This is a genomic window from Sphingomonas panni (genome assembly GCF_022664435.1).
Classification (GTDB): domain Bacteria; phylum Pseudomonadota; class Alphaproteobacteria; order Sphingomonadales; family Sphingomonadaceae; genus Sphingomonas; species Sphingomonas panni.
In genome coordinates, this window is sequence record NZ_JAKREU010000003.1 from 274445 (window position 1) to 295872 (window position 21428).

Annotated in this window: 12 protein-coding genes; 3 read left to right on the forward strand and 9 right to left on the reverse strand. The window is 69.2% G+C overall.

Annotation, left to right across the window (positions count from 1 at the left end):
- Positions 1-161 precede the first annotated feature (161 nt).
- Complete coding sequence (gene acs, locus MF609_RS08225; RefSeq protein ID WP_242415827.1) at positions 162-2096, forward strand: acetate--CoA ligase; 1935 nt, start codon at positions 162-164, stop codon at positions 2094-2096.
- A gap of 72 nt (positions 2097-2168) precedes the next feature.
- A complete protein-coding gene (locus MF609_RS08230) occupies positions 2169-2786 on the forward strand; it encodes a LuxR C-terminal-related transcriptional regulator (RefSeq protein WP_242415828.1) in 618 nt (205 codons plus the stop codon).
- A gap of 6 nt (positions 2787-2792) precedes the next feature.
- Here MF609_RS08230 and MF609_RS08235 read toward each other — a convergent pair whose 3' ends face one another.
- From MF609_RS08235 to MF609_RS08275, 9 genes are all read right to left on the reverse strand, one after another.
- Positions 2793-3758, reverse strand: coding sequence for an alpha/beta hydrolase (locus MF609_RS08235; RefSeq protein ID WP_242415829.1), 966 nt, complete (start codon positions 3756-3758; stop codon positions 2793-2795).
- Between the two features lie 600 nt (positions 3759-4358).
- Positions 4359-7616, reverse strand: coding sequence for a hybrid sensor histidine kinase/response regulator (locus MF609_RS08240; RefSeq protein WP_242415830.1), 3258 nt, complete (start codon positions 7614-7616; stop codon positions 4359-4361).
- Positions 7617-7660: 44 nt separating this feature from the next.
- Positions 7661-10879, reverse strand: a complete 3219-nt coding sequence (locus tag MF609_RS08245; RefSeq protein WP_242415831.1) for an error-prone DNA polymerase — start codon at positions 10877-10879, stop codon at positions 7661-7663.
- A gap of 279 nt (positions 10880-11158) precedes the next feature.
- Positions 11159-12610, reverse strand: a complete 1452-nt coding sequence (locus MF609_RS08250) for a Y-family DNA polymerase (RefSeq protein WP_242415832.1) — start codon at positions 12608-12610, stop codon at positions 11159-11161.
- Positions 12600-13391 carry an ImuA family protein gene (locus MF609_RS08255; RefSeq protein WP_242415833.1) on the reverse strand — a complete coding sequence of 264 codons (792 nt, stop codon included), beginning with the start codon at positions 13389-13391 and terminating at the stop codon, positions 12600-12602. Before MF609_RS08255 ends, MF609_RS08250 begins: the two co-directional genes overlap by 11 nt.
- A 198-nt stretch (positions 13392-13589) precedes the next feature.
- Positions 13590-14474, reverse strand: coding sequence for a transglutaminase family protein (locus MF609_RS08260; protein WP_242416011.1), 885 nt, complete (start codon positions 14472-14474; stop codon positions 13590-13592).
- Positions 14474-16957 carry a circularly permuted type 2 ATP-grasp protein gene (locus MF609_RS08265; protein ID WP_242415834.1) on the reverse strand — a complete coding sequence of 828 codons (2484 nt, stop codon included), beginning with the start codon at positions 16955-16957 and terminating at the stop codon, positions 14474-14476. Before MF609_RS08265 ends, MF609_RS08260 begins: the two co-directional genes overlap by 1 nt.
- Positions 16958-17089: 132 nt before the next feature.
- Complete coding sequence (locus MF609_RS08270; protein ID WP_336944497.1) at positions 17090-18544, reverse strand: methyl-accepting chemotaxis protein; 1455 nt, start codon at positions 18542-18544, stop codon at positions 17090-17092.
- A gap of 91 nt (positions 18545-18635) precedes the next feature.
- Positions 18636-19595: an L-threonylcarbamoyladenylate synthase gene (locus MF609_RS08275; protein WP_242415835.1), complete on the reverse strand. Its 960-nt coding sequence runs from the start codon at positions 19593-19595 to the stop codon at positions 18636-18638.
- Positions 19596-19641: 46 nt separating this feature from the next.
- Between MF609_RS08275 and MF609_RS08280 the strand changes: the two genes are divergently transcribed.
- Positions 19642-21363: an acyl-CoA dehydrogenase family protein gene (locus tag MF609_RS08280; protein WP_242415836.1), complete on the forward strand. Its 1722-nt coding sequence runs from the start codon at positions 19642-19644 to the stop codon at positions 21361-21363.
- Positions 21364-21428: the final 65 nt, after the last annotated feature.

The window sequence follows — 21428 nt, forward strand, 5'->3', positions numbered from 1 at the left end:
GGCGGCATCCTCTCGTCTTGTCCGGTGCAGTCTGTCGCCACACCTCGTGCCGCGCCAGTGTCATCTGCGCGCGCCATGGGGGCCAGTACGACCTTGGTCGTAGGAACCATCGGCTTGACGCGCGCCCCCGCGACCGCACATCAGGCGCACAGGAGAGACATATGACCCAGACGATCCATGCGGCACCGCAGGACGCCGCCGCACAGGTGGACAAGGCCGAATATGACGCGCGCTACGCCGCATCGGTCAGCAACACGGAAGCCTATTGGCGTGAAGGCGGCCGCTGCATCGACTGGTCGCGGCCCTATACGCAGGTGAAGGACACGTCGTTCGACGAGGCGGATTTCCGCATCCGCTGGTTCGCCGACGGGCAGACCAACGTGTCGGTCAACTGCCTCGACCGCCATCTCGAAACCCGCGGCGACCAGGTCGCGATCCTCTGGGAAGGCGACGAACCGGGCGAAACGCGCAAGGTCACCTATCGCGAACTCCATCAACAGGTCTGCTGCTTCGCCAACGTCCTGAAGGGCAAGGGCGTGAAGAAGGGCGACCGCGTCACCCTCTATCTGCCGATGGTCCCCGAAGCCGCCGCCGCGATGCTCGCCTGCACCCGCATCGGCGCGATCCATTCGATCGTGTTCGGCGGCTTTTCCCCCGACAGCCTCGCCAACCGCCTGGTCGATTGCGACAGCCGTCTCGTCATCACCGCCGACGAAGGCTGTCGCGGCGGCAAGCGTATTCCGCTCAAGGCCAATGTCGATAAGGCGCTGGACCACGCCCCCGGTGTCGATACCGTCATCGTCATCCGCCGCAGCGGTGCCGACGTGCCGATGGTCGACGGCCGCGATTTCTGGCTGCACGACCTGCTCGCCGACGCCTCGCCCGACTGCCCGGCCGAGCCGATGGACGCCGAAGACCCGCTGTTCATCCTCTACACGTCGGGGTCGACCGGCAAGCCCAAGGGCGTGCTCCACACGACGGGCGGCTATCTGGTTTGGGCGCACACCACCTTCCGCGACGTGTTCGATTATCGCGACGGCGAGGTGTTCTGGTGCACCGCCGATATCGGCTGGGTCACCGGGCACAGCTATGTCGTCTATGGCCCGCTATCGAACGGCGCGACCACCGTCATGTTCGACGGCGTGCCCAACTATCCCGACCATGGCCGGTTCTGGGAAACGATCGACCGGTTGGGCGTCAACATCTTCTACACCGCCCCCACCGCGATCCGCGCGCTGATGCGTGAAGGCGGCGGCTGGGTCACCAAGTCCAGCCGCCAGTCGCTGCGCCTGCTTGGGAGCGTCGGCGAACCGATCAACCCGGAGGCGTGGGAATGGTATCACCGGGTCGTGGGTGAGCGCCGCTGCCCGATCGTCGATACCTGGTGGCAGACCGAAACCGGCGGCATCCTGATTTCGCCGCTGCCCTATGCAACCGACCTGAAGCCCGGCAGCGCGACCAAACCGCTGCCCGGCGTGCAGCCGATGATCGTCGATGCCGAGGGCAAGGAACTGACCGGCGCGACCGAAGGCAATCTCTGCATCACCGACAGCTGGCCCGGACAGATGCGGACGGTGTGGGGCGACCACGACCGTTTCTTCCAGACCTATTTCACGACCTATCCCGGCAAATATTTCACCGGCGACGGCGTGCGGCGGGACGAGGACAGCTATTACTGGATCACCGGCCGCGTCGACGACGTCATCAACGTCAGCGGCCACCGCATGGGCACCGCCGAGGTCGAAAGCGCGCTGGTCTCGCATCCCAAGGTCGCCGAGGCGGCGGTCGTCGGAATGCCCCACGACATCAAGGGCCAGGGCATCTACGCCTATGTGACGCTCAACGCCGGCGACGAGCCGACCGAGGACCTGCGCACCGAACTGCGCCAATGGGTCCGCAAGGAAATCGGCCCGGTCGCCACCCCCGACGCGCTGCAATTCGCCCCCGGCCTGCCGAAGACCCGCTCGGGCAAGATCATGCGCCGCATCCTGCGCAAGATCGCGGAGAACGACACGTCGAATTTGGGCGACACCTCGACGCTCGCCGACCCGTCGGTGGTCGACACGCTGGTCAGCGAACGCATCCGCCCGGCCTGAGGATCGGGCAACCGCCCCTCTCGTCACCCCGGGCTTGACCCGGGGTGACGACGAACAGACGAGAACTGGCCGATGACCACCATCCTCGTCGCCGACGACCACCCCCTGTTCCGCCAGGCGCTGACCCTCGCCGTCCTGCAGGTCCGCCCCGACGCGACCATCGTCGAGGCCGGCTCGCTCGACCGCGCAGTGCAGGCAACACGCGACGCCGACTCCCTCGCCCTGATCCTGCTCGACCTGAACATGCCCGGCGCGGTCGGCTATAGCGGCGTGGCGCTGCTCCATGCCGAAGCACCCGACGTCCCCGTCCTCGTCGTCTCCGGCGCAGATCGCGCGGCGGCATTCGCGCAGGTCGCCCGCTTCGGCGCGGTCGGCTTCGTCGGCAAGGACGCGCCACTGGAATCGATCGAAGCCGCCATCGCCGCCGCGCTCGCCGGCGACCGCATGGCCGCAGGCGATGCCGCGGAGGACGACATGGCCGCCCGCGTCGCCAGCCTCACCCCGACACAACTCCGCGTCCTGCTCGGCGTTCTCGACGGTCGGCTGAACAAGCAGATCGCCCACGACCTCGGCATCGCCGAAGCCACGGTAAAGGTCCACATGACCGCCGTGCTGCGCAAGCTCGACGTCGGCAACCGCACGCAAGCCGCCGTCGCCGCCCGCGCGCTGGGGCTGGAAGTGACGGGCTGATCTCCCTCACAACATTCCCAAATTGCGCAACCACTGCGCCACCTGCCCCGGCCATTCGCGGGTGATCGGATTGGCCCCCGGCCGCAGCCCGAACGCATGGCCGCCCTTCGCATAGAAGCGAAGGTCGACCGGCACCCCCGCATCGCTCAGCGCCAGCGCATAGGCGAGCGGCTGACGCACCTTGTCCGTCGGATCGTTCATCGCGTGCAGCAGCAGCGTCGGCGGCGCCTTCGGATCGATCGTCACCCATGGTCGCAGTTCGAGGCTGTTGCGCCCCTTGCTGTCGTCCAGCATCCGCGCGGTATAGGCGATGACCGCAAAGTCCGGGCGCGGCGATACCCGGTCGGCGGCATCTTGCGTCGGATAGGTCCGCGCCTCGCTATTGCTCATATTCGCCGCCAGATACGCCCCCGCCGAAAAGCCGATCACCCCCAGCTTGTGCGGATCGATCCCGAACCGCGCGGCGTCGGCGCGGAGCAATCCCATCGCCCGCTGCGCATCCTCCAGCGCCAGCAGCACCTCGGGCCGTTGCTGCCGACCGTCGACCTGCGGCCAGCGTTGCGGCACGCGATATTTCAGCATCGCGCACGTCATCCCCTGCGCGACCACCCAGTCGCAAATCTCGGTCCCTTCCAGATCGGTCGCCACCACCTCGAACCCGCCACCGGGCAGCACCAGCACGCCCGTACCATTGCCCCGCCCCTTCGGCCGGAACACCGTCATCGTCGGCCGCGTGACATAGCTCGCCCAATGCCATTTCCGCCCTGCGACCAACCCGGTCCCGTTGCCCGTCGCCTCCGGCCGATCGCCGGTATCAGGCTTGCTCAGCGCCACCTCCGCCGGCCACAATGGTATCTGAACACCACCGTCCGGTGCCTGCCACACCCCGACGCGCTCGTTCTTCGGCAGTGGCGGCGTGTCGCTCGCCGCCAGACACAGGGCAATCGGCAACAGGGCAAGGATGCGCGGCACGTCGGACCTCCACGGAACGCTCCGCCAAGGGCAGCGGGCTGCCAGCGACGCTATGCGGAGCGTTTCCAACCGACAAAGGACCATTGGTCAGGTCGATCCCCAGCTTTCCTAGGGATCGGTGCTATGTGGCGAACCCGTCACCCCCACCGTCACCCCGGACTTGATCCGGGGTCCCGCTTCTCCTCCACCCCCCGCCGCGAGGCACTGTCCTACAGGCCGCCAATCTGCCAGGGTCGCACCCTGCTCTTTCCCATCGTCGGTTCCGCCATCCCACCGCGCCGCGCACGGTCCCGCGACAAAAACGCGGCGAGTGTGAACTTAGTGAACTTTGGCCGAAAAACCCTTTGTTTTCAGAAGGCCCGACACGGGCAAAGCCCGTGCCGTCGGACGGCGCTTTACGCGCCGCCGGCCGGCCGCGCCTCGTGCGGCTCGGCCTAGCTGCGCTACGCCTTGCCGGGCGCGGCGAGTGTGAACTTAGTGAACTTTGGCCGAAAAACCCTTTGTTTTCAGCATGACCCGCCATGGGCAAAGCCCATGTCGTCGGACGGCGCTTTAAGCGCCGCCGGCCGGCCGCGCCTCGTTCGGCTCGCCGTAGCTGCGCTACCGCTCGCCCGGCGCGGCTACCCACCCGTCGAACACCTCGCCCGACAACGGCTTCAGCAACACCGCCACCCCCGCGCGTTGCGCCGTTTCGGCCAGCGTCCGGCTGGCATCCGCCGTCACCAGCGCCGCGCGCAAATCCGGCTTGCGCGCCCGCAACGCCGCGATCAGCGCCAGCCCGTCCATCTCCCCGCCCAGATCATGGTCGACGAACGCAACGTCCTCGCGCACGTCCGACAACGCCTCCGCGACGCCAGCCGCCACCCGCACCCGATGCCCCCGGCTCTCCGCCAGCGCCTTCATCGCCCGCCGCACCCCGGCATCGTCATCGACGATCAGGCACGACAGCGGCCCCACATCGCGCGCCGCCACCCGCTCCGGCACCGGCGCAACGACACCTGCAACCATCGGCAGCGTCACCACAAAGCGGCTCCCCCGCCCGACACGACTGTCGAGATCGACCTGTGCGCCCAGCAGCGCCGCCGTCCGCGCGACGATGGCGAGGCCTAGGCCCAGCCCGGCATCCTCCGCCGTCGCCAGCCGCTCGAACTCACGGAACACCCGCGCCCGGTCGGCGTCGTCGATTCCCGGCCCGCTATCGACCACCTCGATCCGCGCTAGTCCGCCCTGCCGCCGCACCCCGATCACCACCCCGCCGCGCGCCGTGTAGCGCACCGCATTGCCCAGCAGGTTCTGGACGATCGATCGCAGCAGCACCCGGTCGGTCGCCACCACCGCATCCCCCGCCCCCAGCCGCAGCACCAGCCCCTTGGCCCGCGCCTGATCGGCAAAGCTGTCGACCAGTTCGGCCAGCAGGTCGCGTACCCCGAAGCGGGTTGGCACCGGCACGATCCCCCCGGCGTCCAGCTTCGATATGTCGAGCAGCGCGCGCAGCAGCTGGTCCGCCGCCGCGATCGACTGGTCGATCCGCTCGACCAGCGGCTTCGCCCGGTCGTCCGCTCCCCGTGCCAAGGCGGCGGTGAACAGCCGTGCGGCATGGAGCGGCTGCAACAGGTCATGGCTGGCAGCGGCAAGGAACCGGGTCTTGTCCGCCGTCGCCCGCGCCAGCGCGGCATTGGCATCCGACAGCGCTCGCGTCCGCGCCGCGACCCGCCGCTCCAGATCGGCCCGTGCCGTCTCCACCGCGCGCAGCGCCTGCGCCTCGGCGGTGATGTCCGAAAAGCACATGACATAGCCGCCGCCGGGCATCGGCCCGCCGACCGTCTTCAGCACCCGCCCGTCGTTCCTGACCCGCTCGAAACTGTGCCGGGTGCCGCGCCGCATATGCGCCAGCCGCCGCCGCACATGGTCGTCGACCTCACCGGGACCGCAATCGCCGCGCAGGGCATTGAACGCGATCGCGTCGGCGACCGGCGCGCCGATGCGGATCATGCCGGCCGGAAAGCCGAACATGTCGAGATAGCGCTGATTCCACGCGACGAGGTTCAGCTCGGCATCGACCACGCTGACCCCCGGATCGATATGCTCCAGCGTGGCGGCCAGCAGCCCCTTGGAAAATTGCAGGCTCTGTCCGCTTTCGTCCAGCATCCGCGCGACATCCTCGGCACCCAGCCCCTCGCCCGACAGCGCGGAGGCGACGAGCCGCCGGGCCGACGAGACGCCGACCGCCTGCGCCACCAGCCGCTCGGCCCGCCGTGCCGCACGGGCATCGATATGGGTGCCGGTACCCAGCTCGGCGGCGGCGCGTTCCTCGCCCACGAAGCGCGCGACCAGCTGGGTCAGTTCGGGCAGGTCGCGCACCGGCGGCACCCGGTCGTCGCGCACGAACGGCAGGCGCGGCGCGCGCGACATCGCGACCGCCGCATGGACGGCCAGGTTCGCGGCCAGCGTCACCACCGCCCCCGTCGCGACCGCCCCCATCCCCGCCAGCCCCGCGATCGGCAGCGGCGCGCCGCTGAGCGTCGGCACGAACAGCAGCAGCGTCCACCCCGCCAAACCGGTCGCCAGCCCCGCCTTCGCCGCCAGTGGATCGCGCCCGCCGCCCAGTACCGCCAGCACCAGCGCCGGCGCGAACTGCGCCATCGCGGCAAAGGCGACGAGGCCGATCGTCGCCAGCCCGCGCGTCATCGGAATCAGCAGCGCGCTGAGCAGCGCCACCGCGATGATCCCCACGATCACTCCCCGCCGTACCCATAGCAATGTGCGCCCGACATGCGCGGCGGCGGCCATGCGCGGGCTGCGCAGCAACAGCGGCGCGATCAGGTCGTTCGACACCATCGTCGCCAGCGCGACCGTCTCCATCACCACCATCGCCGTCGCCGCCGAAAAGCCGCCGACGAACCCCAGCAGCGCGATCATGGGCGCTCCGGCCGAAAGGGGCATGGCGATGACCAGCAGGTCGGGCCGCGTCACGCCGCCCTGCACCAGCGCCCCCCAGGTGATCGGCACGACCAGCAGCGCGGTCAGCGCCAGATAGGCGACGAAGGGCCAGCGCGCCCGCGCAGGGTCCTGCTGGTCATGCGCCGCGATCACCGTCACATGGAACTGGCGCGGCAGGCACAGCATCGCCGCCATCGCCAGCAGCGTGGCGATGGCGAAGTCGCCGACGGCCGGCGGCCGGGCAAAGCCGCTCGCCAGCCGATCCAGCCCGACCGCGCGATCCGCCGGGGCGGCTTGCGAAACCAGCCACAACGCGAACAGCGCAACCCCGGCAAAGGCGACCAGCTTGATGACCGACTCCACCGCCACCGCCGCCAGCAGCCCGCCATCGGCCCGCGTCCGCGCATCGCCGCGCGTCCCGAACGCGACGGCAAATCCCGCCAGCACGATCGCGGTAACGATCATCGGTCGCGTTGCATCGGCCATGCCGGACAGCGCACCATAGCTGGTCGCGACCGACCGCAGCTGCAGCGCGACATAGGGCACGGTGCCGGTCAGCGCGATCAGCGTGACCAAAGCCGCCACCCCCCGGCTGCGCGAAAACCGCCCGCCGATGAAGTCCGCGATCGACGTCGCGCCATCGGCCTGCACCGCGCTCACCAGCCGCACCAGCAGCCGCCGACCCCCGACGAACAACAGGATCGGCCCCAGATAGATCGGCAGATAGGCCCAGCCATCCGCCACCGCGCTGCCGACCGCGCCGTTGAAGGTCCAGCTGCTGCAATAGACCGCCAGCCCCAGCGTATAGACCGCCCGCCGCTGCCCGGCCGCAATCCCGCGCCGCCGCACGATCCACGCCACCGCGAACAGCAGCGCGGCATAGCCGATCGCGACGACGAACAGCAGCAACCCGTCCATGCATCCTCCCCTGCCCCCGTCCTACGCGGTGGCCGGGGCGCTTGTCAGTGGAAATCGCGCGACTTGGGCACCAGCCGCACGTCGCGCGGATGGCGTGACGCGACCGGGCGGATCGCTTCGTCGCCCCACGAGGAGGGTATCGGCGGCGGTGCCTCGCCCAGCGTGTCGAGCAGGTCGCTGCGGTCCCGCACCCGCGCCCCCATCAAATGGACGATCCCTTCGCGGGTCCGCTGCACCTCGCCCTCGACCAGCATCAGTCGCGCGCCCATCACCTCGCGCCGATACGCCTCGAACAACCGCGCCCACAGCACGACGTTGGTGATGCCGCCCTCGTCCTCCAGCGTGACGAAGATCGCATTGCCCTTGCCCGGCCGCTGCCGGACGAGGACGAGGCCGGCGGCGGTCACCTTCGCCCCCGCCTTCGCCGCCATGATGTCGGCGCAACTCGCCACGCCCATCCGCGTCAATCGGTCGCGGAGGAACTGCATCGGATGGCCCTGCAACGACAGCCTGAGCGTCTGGTAATCGGTCACGACATGCTCGACTGCGGGCATTACCGGCAGCGCCATGTCCGGCTCCGCGCCCAGTTCGGCGGCGCGGGCATGGGCGAACAGCGGCAGTTCGGCATCGGGCGTCCGCCGCACCTCCCACAACGCCTCGCGCCGGTCGCGCCCGATCGACCGGAACGCATCGGCATCGGCCAGCAGCCTGAGCGCCCGCTGCGGCAACCGGGCGCGGCGCGCCAGTTCCTCGACGCTGGCAAAGGGGCGCGCCTCGACGATCGCCTCCGCCCATTTCTCCCGAAACCCGTCCATCTGCCGAAAGCCCAGCCTGAGTGCGAGAGACACTCCTTCCAGCTTGTTGTGCCAGTCGCTGACGTTCACATCGATCCCGCGCACCTCCACGCTATGGTCGCGCGCGTCGCGGACGATCTGCGCCGGGGCATAGAATCCCATCGGCTGCGAATTGAGCAGCGCGCAGGCGAACACCGCCGGATGGTGGCACTTGATCCATGACGATACATAGACCAGCCTTGCGAACGACAGCGCGTGGCTTTCGGGAAAGCCGTAACTGCCGAACCCCTCGATCTGGCGGAAGCAGCGTTCGGCGAAGTCGGGTTCGTAGCCCCGTGCCGTCATGCCGGTGACCAGCTTGTCGCGCAGCTTCTGGATCGTCCCGGGATTGCGGAACGTCGCCATCGCCCGGCGCAGTTCGTTCGCCTCGCCCGGCGTAAAGTCGGCGGCGACGATCGCCAGCTTCATCACCTGTTCCTGGAACAGCGGCACGCCGTACGTCTTGTCGAGCAGCGTCTTCAGTTCATCGGGGTCGTGCGGCGGCTTGGGCGAGGGGTAGGTCACCACCTCCTTGCTCGCCCGCCGCCGCAGATAGGGATGCACCATGTCCCCCTCGATCGGCCCCGGCCGCACGATCGCCACCTGCACCGACAGGTCATAGAGGCTTTCGGGCTTGAGGCGGGGCAGCATGTTCATCTGCGCCCGGCTTTCGACCTGGAACACGCCGATGCTGTCGCCCTTGTGCAGCATCTCGTAGACCTGCTGGTCATCGGCCTTCAGGTCGACCGTCAGGTCGTGGTCGCCCAGCCCATGATGGCGCAGCAGGTCGAACGCCTTGCGGATGCAGGTCAGCATCCCCAGCGCCAGCACATCGACCTTCATCAGCCCCAGCGCGTCGATATCGTCCTTGTCCCATTCGATGAAGGTCCGGCCCTCCATCGCGCCGTTATGGATCGGCACCATTTCGTCCAGCCGCCCCTGCGTCAGCACGAACCCGCCGACATGCTGCGACAGATGACACGGGAATTCCATGATCTGGTCGACCAGCCAGCGCAGCTGCGCGATGTCGGGATTGTTCAGGTCGAACCCGGCACTGGTATAGCGCCGCGCCTCCATCTGTCCGGCGAAACTGCCCCATACCGTGCTGCCCAGCCGCTGCGTCACGTCGCGGGTCAGGCCCAGCACCTTGCCGACCTCCGCCACCGCGCTCCTCGGCCGGTAATGGATCACGGTCGCGGCGATGCCGGCACGCTCGCGGGTGTAGCGGCGGTAGATATACTGGATCACCTCCTCGCGCCGCTCATGTTCGAAATCGACGTCGATGTCGGGCGGCTCGCCGCGCTGTTCGGACACGAAGCGCGAGAAGAGCAGGTCATGCTCGCTTGGATCGACCGATGTGACGCCCAGCAGGAAGCACACGATCGAATTCGCCGCCGACCCCCGCCCCTGGCACAGGATCGGCGGGTCGCAGGTCCGCGCGAACCGGACGAGGTCGTGGACCGTCAGAAAGTAATGCGCATATTTCTCGCTACGGATCAGCGCGAACTCCTCGTCCAGCCGATGTCGCACATCGTCCGGCAGGTCGGGACCATAGCGGTCATGCGCGGCGGTCGTCGCCAGATGCTCCAGCCAGTCCTGCGCCTCCCACCCGTCCGGCACCGGTTCGTGCGGATATTCGTACTTCAGGTCGGTCAGGCGAAAGGTGATGCGCTTCAGCAGCCGCACGCTTTCGTCCACCGCCTCCGGGCAGTCGCGGAACAGCCGCGCCATCTCCAGCGGGTCCTTCAAATGCCGCTCGGCATTGGCGGCCAGCTTGCGCCCGGCCGCGGCGAGCGTCGTGCCCTCGCGGATACAGGTCAGCACGTCGTGCAACGGGCGCTGTTCATGGGTCGCATAGAGGGCGTCGTTGGTCGCCAGCAGCGGGACGCCCACCGCCTGCGCCAGCGCGATCCTTGCCGCCAAGCGTCGCCGGTCGCGCCCGCCGCGCGGCATCGCCGCGGCCAGCCACACCCGCCCCGGACAGGCATCGCCGAGCCGCGCCAGCAATGCCGCATCGGGCGCGGTGACGATCAGCAACAACCCTTCCTGCCAGTCGAGCAGGTCGGCAAGGTCGAGATGGCACTCCCCCTTCTTCGCCCGCCGGTTGCCGGTACTCAGCAATCGTGTCAGCCGTCCCCAGGCCGCGCGGTCCGTCGGATAGGCGACGATGTCCGGCGTCCCGTCCGCGAACACCAGCCGCGCGCCGACCACGAGATCGAAGTCGTTGGGCGGCAGTCCCTGCTCGACCAGCCCTTCATTCGCCTTTTTAAGAGCCAGATGCGCCTGCACGACGCCCGCAACGGTGTTGCGGTCGGCAATCCCGATTCCGGCCATTTCCAGTTCGTTAGCGCGCGCAACCATTTCGGACGGCGACGACGCCCCGCGCAGGAAGGAGAAATGCGTCGCGGCGATCAGTTCGGCAAAGACCATCTCACGGAGCAGCGGAGGCGAAGCACCACCCCGCCCCGTTCGTCAACCCGGCGCAGGCCGGGATCCATGGTTCCGCAAGCGCCGAAGCCATCGAATATGCGGCACGGTGGATCCCGGCCTGCGCCGGGATGACGAAGGGAGGACAAACCCGCGCTACCAAACCACCTTTCGTCATTCCCGCGCAGGCGGGAATCCATATGCGCTGACGTCTCGATTTCATCCGCAGCGTCGGCGTGAATGGATTCCCGCCTGCGCGGGAATGACGAGGTTGAGGCGTCGTCACGCGAACACCCCATGCACATACCATAGCGGGTCGGGCGTCTCGCGATCGTACAGCCCGTGCCGGAAAATCCAGTAGCGCCGCCCGCGCACATCCTCGACGCGGTAGTAATCCCGCGTGCGCACCTTCGCCTGCCCGCGCCGCCACCATTGCGCGGCGATCCGCTCCGGCCCTTCGAAGCGGATCACATCGTGCAGCACGCGCCGCCAGCGAAAGCGGTGCGGCGGGCCGTCGGGGACCTCGGCCATCACCTCGATCCGTTGCGGCGGGTCGAACAGGTGGATCGGGCGCAGCGGCGGCTCGCCCGCCTCCGGCGCGTCCCATCCGGTCGGCACAGGCGCGTCGATCGCGTCAATGGTCAGCATCCCCTGTTCGGGCAGATGACTGTCGCCCGGCGCGACCCGTGCGATCCGCCCGCGTCCCAGCCGCGTACTCAGCCGATCGACCAGCGCCGCCATCGCCTCTTCGCTGACCGCGCCGCCCTCCAGCTGCAACTGCGTCGGTGCCAGCGGTTCGAGCGCGGGCACGCTCATGCGGATCATGTCGAAACCGAAGCCCGGATCGATCGGGTCGGCCAGCGCGTCGATCCGTTCGCGGAACAGCCGCAGGATCGACGGCGGATCGCGCATCGGCAGCCCGCTTTCCACCGCCAGATCGCGCAGCGCCCCATCCGCCCGGTACAATCGCACCGCGAAACGCCGCCCGCCACGGTCGCGCGCGGTCAGCTCCGCCTCCGCCTCCGCCGCCAGCTCGCCGATCGTCGAGAGCACATCGCCGTCGCGTGCAATCGGTTCGGCGAAGCGCCGTTCGAAGAACAGCGCCGGCAGCGCCCGGCGCGGGCGCAACCGCTGATCGGCATCGCCCAGCAACCGCGCCAGCGCCGCCACCGTCTCCTCGCCGAAGCGCGCCGCGATCGGCGCGGTCGGGCGGCTCGCCAGATCGCCGATGGTACGCAGGCCCGCGCGACGGAGCGCCACCGCAATCTCGTCGTCCAGCCTGAGCGCCGCAACGCCCAGCCGCCGGACCGCCGCCGCCTCGCTTGCCGCCGGCGCGCTCTGGAACCGCGCTAGCGCCTGCGCCGCATCGGGCGTATCGGCTAGCGCATGACGCAACGTCCCAAACCGGGCGAGGCGCGTCTCGACCTCTGCCACCAGCGCGGCCTCTCCGCCGAACAGATGCGCGCAGCCGGTAATGTCGAGCGTCACCCCGTCGCCGCCGTCCAGTGCCACCAGCGGCGTGAACCGGTCGCAGGCGTCCGCCATCCGCTCCAGCCAGCCATGGTCGGCAAACGGATCGGCATCGACCGCGACCAGATCGGGCAGTTGCGCCCGCGCATCGGCCAGCGTCATGCCCGGCGCGATCCCCTTGTCCGCCGCTTGTGGGTCGACCGATGCGATACGCAAGGCACCCCGCACCGTCTCGACACAGACGAACGGCGCGTCATCCGGCACGACGCAAGGGGATTGGAATCGCAACCGGTCGGTGGGCAGGAACGGCCACCACAGCGCCAGATGGCGTCGGCCGCTGGGCCGGGCTGGTGAAGACGGCTTGCTCACGGTTCCACTCCACTTGCCAGCGGCCATCGGCACCCCGGCCGCGCTGACGCAATAATTCGAGGTCGAAGGTCGGATGCCCCGGTGCATTGGCCGGCAGCGGTTGCGATGCGCAGGACCGCACCGCCCAGCGCGTGTCGGCGGCACTCGCCACCGGAGTCGCGGCGATGCGCAGCAACAGCGCGGTCACTCCGCTTTCCTCCGCCGCCAGTGCCAGGCGACGGCTGGCGGTCAGGTCGAGTGCGCGGGGATCGCGGTGCAGTTCGATCACCGCCACGCCGACTCCGGCGCAGCGTACGACGTCGGCGGCGGCGCGCAGCACCGACAGCGCATCGGGGAGGAAGCCGAGCAGCAACCGCGCGGGATCGACTCCGATCTCGACCAGTCCCGGCGCATGGAGATGCCCGCCACCGCGCACCGCCGCCTCCTCGCGCAGCCACACGATGCCGCCGCCCAGCCGGATCGACAGCATCCCTGCAAAGCCGGTCGCGCTACCGGCATCGCCTTCCTCCGCCGCAAAAATCTCGTGCAGCCGTCCGCGGGCTATGCCCCCATCCAGTGCGGCATCGATATCGCCATGCCCGGTCGCGACCCGCACCGCCTTGCCTATCGGCGCGCGCCGCTCCATGGCGGCGACTTGCCGCTTCAGCGCGGACAGGGTGGGCGACTCTACGTTCATGATTTGTTCTTTATCCTCCAACCCTTATGGATTCGTCAATCCGGGTTGGGAGGGGTGCGCCATCGGTACAGGCACTTCTGTCCGAAACGTCGCCCCAGCGAAGGCTGGGGCCTCCAGCGGCGAGGCGCGCGCCCAAGCAAACGGGGAGATCCCAGCCTCCGCTGGGATGACGTTTGGTTCAGGACAACGCGAACGCTCTTACCCGACCGGCAACGGCTCCACATCGACCGACACGTGCATCGTCTGCGCGCCGGACCCCAGCACCACGCCGTCGATCGGCGCGATGTCGGCATAGTCGCGGCCGATCGCCATCACGACATGGTCCTCGGCCATCCAGATGCCGTTGGTCGGATCGACGCCGACCCATCCCGATTCGAGACCGGCCCACACCAATACCCAAGCATGGGTCGCATCCGCCCCGACCAGCCGCTCCTGCCCCGGCGGCGGCAGGGTGCGCAGATAGCCCGAACAATAGGCGGCGGGCAGGCCGGCACCGCGCAGGCCCGACAGCATGATCTGCGCGAAATCCTGACACACCCCGCCACGCTTGGCGAAGGCTTCGGCGGGCGGCGTGTCGACCAGGGTCGCGGTCGGATCGAAGGCGAAATCGTGCTGAATGCGACGGGCGAGCGATATCGCCGCGTCGAGGATGCCGCGATCGTCGGCTAGGTCCCCGGCGCACCAATCCGCGATCTCCGGCACGATCGGGACGTGGGCGGAGGGGAAGAGATAGCTGACCGGGCTGGCCGGGCCGGCATCGGCGACATTCGCCACCAGCCTGCGAATGTCCGCCAGCGTCGGATCGGCCGGCGACGGCACCGGGATCGGGCGATCCACGCTGACCGTCGCCCGGCTCTCGATCGTCAGCGTGCGTTCGGGCCGTTCGACCACCAGCCGGGTGACGTTGGCCAGCCCCGCCTGCGCCCGCGCCGGATGGGTATGACCGCCCGGCTCGACCAGCAGCGCATAATCCTCCAGCGTCTGTCCCGACCACAGGATCGGCCGGAGGCGCAGGTTGCAGCGCGCGAACCCCGCCGCCTCTTCATAATCGAAGCGGGTGATGTGGCGGATCGCATAGCGCATCATGCCAGCGTCAGCCCGGCTTCGCGGAGTGCCTGTGCGCCCTGCAGGAAATAACGGGTGGCGATGGCGTCGGACAGCTTCTGCAGCTGCTGGTTGATCTCCAATACCCAGCCGCGATCGACCCGTTCCGCCGATGCCATGGCGATTCCGGCGGTCAGGCGCGCGGCGATGCGCTGCTGCGGTTCGGCGATACCGGCATCGTTCAGCACCGGCAGCTTGCAGAGATGCTGCACGATCGTCTCCACCTGATACGCGATCCCGCGCGGATTGCCGGGGTCAAGCGCGATCAGGTCGATCACCGGCACCCGGGCAAAGCCGATCAGGTAGCGCTGGCGATAGCTGATCTGGCTGTCGGCGAGGTCGAGCAATGTCGACAGGTCCTCGGCATTGGCGCGACGCAGGTCGACCGACAGCAAGGTGCGCGTCACCGCCAGCGCGCGTTCGATCCGGCGGCCGAGGTCGTGGAAGCGCCACGCATCGGTCCGCCCCATATGTTCGGCCGACAGCCCGGCGAGCGCGGCATAGCGGCGCTGCAACGTACCCGCCCGGTCGAGCAACGTACCCGTGGTCGGATGCGGCGCGTCGAGCAGCCGCACCATGTCCGCCGACAGCCGGTCGCGCGAAATGCCGCCGATGCCGGTCGCCATGCGGTTGACCGCGCGCACGCTGCCCCAGCCATCGACCGACTCCATCGCCTCGCGCGCGAAATCGACGAGGTCGCGGCGGCGATGGCTGGGCGGGCGCGGCGCGGCCCCGGTATCGGCGATGATCGTCACCAGCCGCTCGACGGTCGCCGGGGCCAGTGCCGCACCGGTATCGGCCGAGATCGAATGGCCGAACAGCACGCGGATCACGCCCAGCAGCGCCTCGCCCCGCTCCAGATAGCGGCCCAGCCAGAACATATTGTCGGCGACCCGGCTGGGCAGCGTGCCGGGATTGCGGCGCAGCTCCACGCTATCGGTCGGTTGCAGCAGCGACACCGGCTCCACCGGATCGGGGCCATGGACGATGACGTCGGCCGACCACGACCCCTCGCCCATCACCGCCGCGCGCGCGTCGGGCTGGTCGCCGATCCGCACGAAGCCACCGGGCAGCACCACCCAGCGCCCGTCCCCCCCACGCGCGGCAAAGACGCGGAGCGAGAAGGGGCGCGGCAACAGCCCTGCCCCGCACGCGGTCGGCATGGTCGACAGTTCGGCGACCTCCTGCCCGACATAATCCTGTGGGCGCAGCGCCATCGCCGCCACCAGCCGCGCACGCGCTTCGGCATCGAGCGACGCGCCCAGTACCGCGCCATCCGGCATTCCCGCGACCGGACCGGCAAAGGCGGGGCCGATCACCAGCTGGTCGAGCGACGCCAGCACCTGCGCCCGCGCCGCCGTATCGCCGCACCACCATGTCCCGATCGACGACAGCGACGGCGCACGACCCAGCAGCCTTTCGCCCAGCGCCGGCAGGAACGCGGCGAAGGCCGGCGATTCGAGCACGCCGACGCCCGGCGCATTGGCGATGACGACATTGCCCGCCGCCATCGCATCGACGAGGCCCGGCACGCCGATCGTCGAATTGGCATCGAACGCCAGCGGATCGATCAACCGCGGGTCGATCCGCCGCCACAGCGCGTCGATCCGTTTCAGCCCGGCAATGGTGCGGACGTACAGCTGGTCGTCGCGCACCGCGAGGTCCGCCCCCTCGACCAGCAGGAACCCCAGATAGCGCGCCAGATGCGCCTGTTCGGGATAGCTGGGGTTGAGCTTGCCCGACGTCAGCAGCCCGATGCGCGGCTCTGCCCGGCGACACGCGGCGGCGATGCCCGCGCGCATCGCGGCAAAGAACGGTGCATGGCGTTCGACATTCACCCGCGACGGCAACCCGCCCAAAGTGCGGCCCATCGCCAGCCGGTTTTCCAGCGCATAGCCCGCCCCGACCGGCACGCGCAGGTGATCGGCCAGCACCCGCCAGCGCCCGTCCGGCCCCCGGCAAAGATCGGCGGCGACGAAGTGCAACTGATGCCCGCCCGGCGGCATCAGCCCGACCATCGGGCGCAGGAACAGCGGCGATCCGGTCACCAGCATCGCCGGCAGGACGCCATCGGCCACCAGCCGCTGGTCGCCATGGATATCGGTGATGATCGATTCGAACAGCTCGGCGCGCTCGGCCATCCCCTCGGCGATGCCGCGCCATTCCTCGGCCCCGATCAGCAGCGGGACGGGAGAGAGCGGCCAGCGGCGCTCCTCCTTCTCGCCCGCCGCGCGATAGGCGGTACCGATATCGTCGGCATGGCGCTGCGCCCGTTCGCGGGCACCGGCCAGCGTATCGGGCACGCCGGCCAGTTCGTCGAACGCCGCGTCCCACGCCGCCCGGTCAGGCCCGGTGGCCTGGCACAGCACATCCCCGCGCGGCGCCCGCGCGCAATAGTCGTTCAGCCAGTGCGCGCCCGTCACGCCGGCCTCGACCTGTCCGTTGCTTGCGCGGCTGGCCATAAACCCTTCCCGATCCCCCGCGATCCCAAGCACGCACGCCGGCCGGGTGCAAGCCGTTTGCAGGGTGTCAGGCAGTTACGAACGCAGCGGGCCGACAAATGGGCGCGCAGGTCATCCTGCCGCAGGTCGGGATCACGCCGCCGCCAGCCGCTGCTGCAACCGATGTACCTCGTTCACCGCCCCGGCCCCTTCCAGCCGGAACCGGGCGACCTCGGCGGCCAGCACTTCGGCCTCCTGCGCCAGGATGCGGGCGGCGGCGGTCGCCTGTTCGACCATCGCCGCATTGCGCTGGGTCACGCTGTCCATTTCCGACACGGCGGTGTTGACCTGTTGCAGGCCGATCGACTGCTGCGCCGCCGAACTGGCGATGCCCGACACCAGTTCGCTGATCTCGCCGATACGGCCGATGATCCGTTGCAGCGCCTGTCCGGTCGCATTGACCAGGTCGACTCCGGCATCGACCTGATCGGACGAGGCGGTGATCTTCACCTTTACGTCCTTCGCCGCATCGGCCGAACGCTGCGCCAGCGCCCGCACTTCGGATGCGACGACGGCGAAGCCCTTGCCCGCGTCGCCCGCGCGTGCCGCTTCGACGCCTGCGTTCAGCGCCAGCAGGTTCGTCTGGAACGCGATGCCGTCGATCACGCTGATGATCTCGCTGATCTCGGCCGACGAGCGCTGGATACCGCCCATCGCATCGACCGCCTGTCGCACGATGCGCCCCGATTCCTCGGCCTCGCTGCGCGCTTCGCCGACGATGCGGTCGGCGCGCGATGCGCCGTCGGCGGTCTGGCGGACAGTGCTGGTGATCTCGTCCATCGCGGCGGCGGTTTCTTCCAGGCTCGCCGCCTGCTGCTCGGTGCGCTGCGACAGGTCGTCCGACGCCTGGCGGATATTGCCCGACCCGATGCGGATCTGCTCGCCCGACCGGGTGACCATGCCCAGCGTCTCGCACATCTGCACGCGCATCGCCTCGAAACTCTCGGCCAGCGCCTGATATTCGGTGGGCAGTCCGTCGAGCGAGACGGTCAGGTCGCCATGCGCCATCCGTTCGAACGCCGCGCCGCAACGTTCGATCACCGCACGCCGCCCGGCCTGTTCGGCGGTGAAATAGGCGGCGAGCGCGATATCCATGTCGATCAGCGACGCCTTCACCAGCGCGGTCGCCGCCCGCGCCCGCGCTCGCGCCCCAAAGGGCAGACCCAGCCGCCCCAGCACCAGCCGGGGGAGGACATGTTCCAGCATCCGGGCATAGCCGCTGATGTACCAGGTGGGGGCAAGGCCGATCCGCGCATGGACGTTGCCGATGTTGGTCGCGGCGGCGGCATAGTCGCGGTTGATCGGCCCGGAGAACAGCTTGCGCCAATGCTCCATCTGCTTGTCGCGGGCATGGTCCATCCGCGTCTGCGACGCGAACATCCCCCGGATCGAGGCGGTGTTCGCGATATGGCGATACAGAGCTGTCAGTGCCGCCGGCGCATGGCGCTCGATCGCGCGCTTGACCATGGGAAACGCCCGGTAGCTGCGTTCGTCATAATCGAACGCCGCCAGCCGTTGGTCGAAATTGATCTCGTCCTGTCCGCTCACGATTTGATCCCTCCCGTACAAAGAATTGTTACGGGACAAAACGTTAAGGTTGCGTAGCGGTCGGATATCGTTTGCAGTATCCTGTACGAAATTATGCGGCGGGCACCGCCGCGCGGCGCAACCGGTCGTTGATCGCCGCACCCAGCCCGTCCTCCGGCACCGGTGCCACCGCGATCCGGCCGGGGCCGGCAGTATCGGCAACGTGCAGCGCATCGAACAGCCGCGCCGCCGCCTCCACCGGGTCGCCGCGCTCGGACAGCGAATCATCGCCCGCCACCGCGCCGAACCCGATCAGCCATTCGTCTGTCCGACGATCGGTCGCGTTCAGCCGCACCGGCTTGGACGGGGCATAATGGCTGGCAAGCTGTCCCGGGGCCTCGATCCCTGCCCCCGCCCCGCCGACCTGTACGCCCAGCAGGTCGGCGACCGCCTCTCGCGGGATCGGGCCGGGGCGCAACTGCCGCACCTGTCCGTCGACACAGGCGATGATCGTCGATTCGATTCCGCGCGCGGTCGGCCCGGCGTCGATCACCATCGGAATGCGCCCGTTCAGGCTGCGCAGGACATGGTCGGCACGCGTCGGGCTGATTGATCCGCTGGCGTTGGCCGATGGCGCGGCCAGCGGCCGTCCGGTCGCGCGCAGCAGCGCCTGCATCGCGTCATGCGCCGGCACCCGGATCGCGATCGTCGGCAGCCCGGCCGTGACCAGCGACGCGATCCCCGCCCCCGCGCGGATCGGCAGCACCAGGGTCAGCGGCCCCGGCCAGAACGCCGCGGCCAGTCGCAGCGCGGAATCGTCGAAGACCGCCAGCGCCTCGGCGGCCGCGCGATCCGGCACATGCACGATCAGCGGGTTGAATCCCGGTCGCCCCTTGGCCGCATAGATGCCCGCCACCGCCCGCGAATCGGTCGCGTCGGCGGCAAGGCCGTAGACCGTCTCGGTCGGCACCGCGACGCAACCGCCGCCTGCGATCACCTCGGCCGCCGCTGCGATCCCCGCCGTGCCGTAGGGTAAGGAAACGGTCGCGATCGAAGGGTTTGAAGCAGTCATGGTTCGGTGCCTATACCGCCAAAAACCAAGGATCGAGAGAGGGCAAATGGACCTGACCCCCGTCACCGCCGAACAGCGTTTCGTGCTGACCCATGCCGCAGGGATCGAAACGATCGCCGACGCCCCCCGCTTCGCCGATGCGACGCCCGACACGCTCGATGCGATCCTGACCGGGATCGGCGATTTTGCCGCCGGCGAATGGCGGCCGCTGGCACGAAAGGGCGATACGGTCGGCGCGCGCTGGACCCCCGACGGCGTGGTGATGCCCGATGGCTATCGCGCCGCCTATCAGGCCTATGTCACCGGCGGGTGGGGCACGATCGGCTCGCCGGCCGAATATGGCGGACAGGCCCTGCCCTTCGCGGTGGCGACTGCCGTGCTGGAGACGCTCGGCACCGCCGACATGGGCTTTGCGCTTGCCCCGACGCTGACCGTCGGCGCGATCGAGGCACTGACCCATCATGGCAGCGTCGAACAACAGGCACGCTATCTGCCCAAGCTGGCGACCGGCGAATGGACCGGCACGATGAACCTGACCGAGCCGCAGGCCGGATCGGACGTCGGCGCGCTGACGACGCGGGCCGAACCGGTCGGTGACGGCAACTGGCGGATCACGGGCACCAAGATCTACATCTCGTTCGGCGATCACGACATGGCCGACAATATCGTCCACCTGGTCCTTGCCCGCACGCCCGGCGCTCCTGCGGGGACCAAGGGCATTTCGCTGTTCCTCGTGCCCAAATACCGGCTCGATGCGAACGGAGAACCGGGCGAGCCGAACGACGTCCGCGTGGTGTCGATCGAACACAAGATGGGACTGCACGCCTCGCCCACCTGCGTCCTGTCGTTCGGCGACCATGGCGACTGCATCGGCGAGCTGATCGGGGCGGAGGGCGCGGGGATGCGCGCGATGTTCACGATGATGAACAATGCCCGCCTCAATGTCGGGCTGCAGGGGGTGCAGGTGGCGGAGGCCGCGACGCAGCGCGCCGTTGCCTATGCCCGCGACCGTATCCAGTCGCCCCGCGCCTCGACCGGCGGCGCGCCGGTGGCGATCATCGAACATCCCGATGTCCGCCGGATGCTGCTGCGCATGACCGCACAGACCATGGCCGCCCGCGCACTGGTCTATTACGCCGCCGGACAGGTCGACCTTGCGACGCTGGGCGTCGAGGGCGCAAAGGCGCGGCTCGACCTCGTGACCCCGCTGGCCAAGGCGCATGGCACCGATATCGGCTGCGAGGTCGCCAGCCTCGGCGTGCAGGTCCATGGCGGCATGGGCTATGTCGAGGAAACCGGCGCGGCGCAGCATTATCGCGATGCGCGGATCACGCCGATCTACGAAGGCACCAACGGCATCCAGGCCGCCGATCTGGTCGGGCGCAAGCTCATCGGCGATGGCGGCGCGGGCGTCGAGGCGCTGTTCGCGGAGATGGAGGGCGAGGTCGGCCATGCGGCGCTGCGCGACCTGCTGAACGACACCCGCGCGGTATCGCGCTGGATGCTGGAGGCGGACGTCGACGATCGGCTGGCCGGCAGCTATCCGTTCCTGACGATGCTCGCGACCTGTGTCTGTGGCTGGCTACTCGAACGCCAGGGCCGGGCGCTGGACGGCGTCGCGGACCCTGATTTCGTCGCGCGCAAGCGGGCGGCGGTCGCCTTCTATCTCGACCGGATCGTGCCGGAGGCGCGTGGCCTCGGCATGGCGGCGATGGCCGGTGCGGGTGGGCTGTATTCGCTCAGCGCGGACCAGTTCGCGGCGGGGTAAGGCCGCAGGGCGGTTCGACCGTTCGCTACCATGCGATTCCTCGTCACCCCGGATCAAGTCCGGGG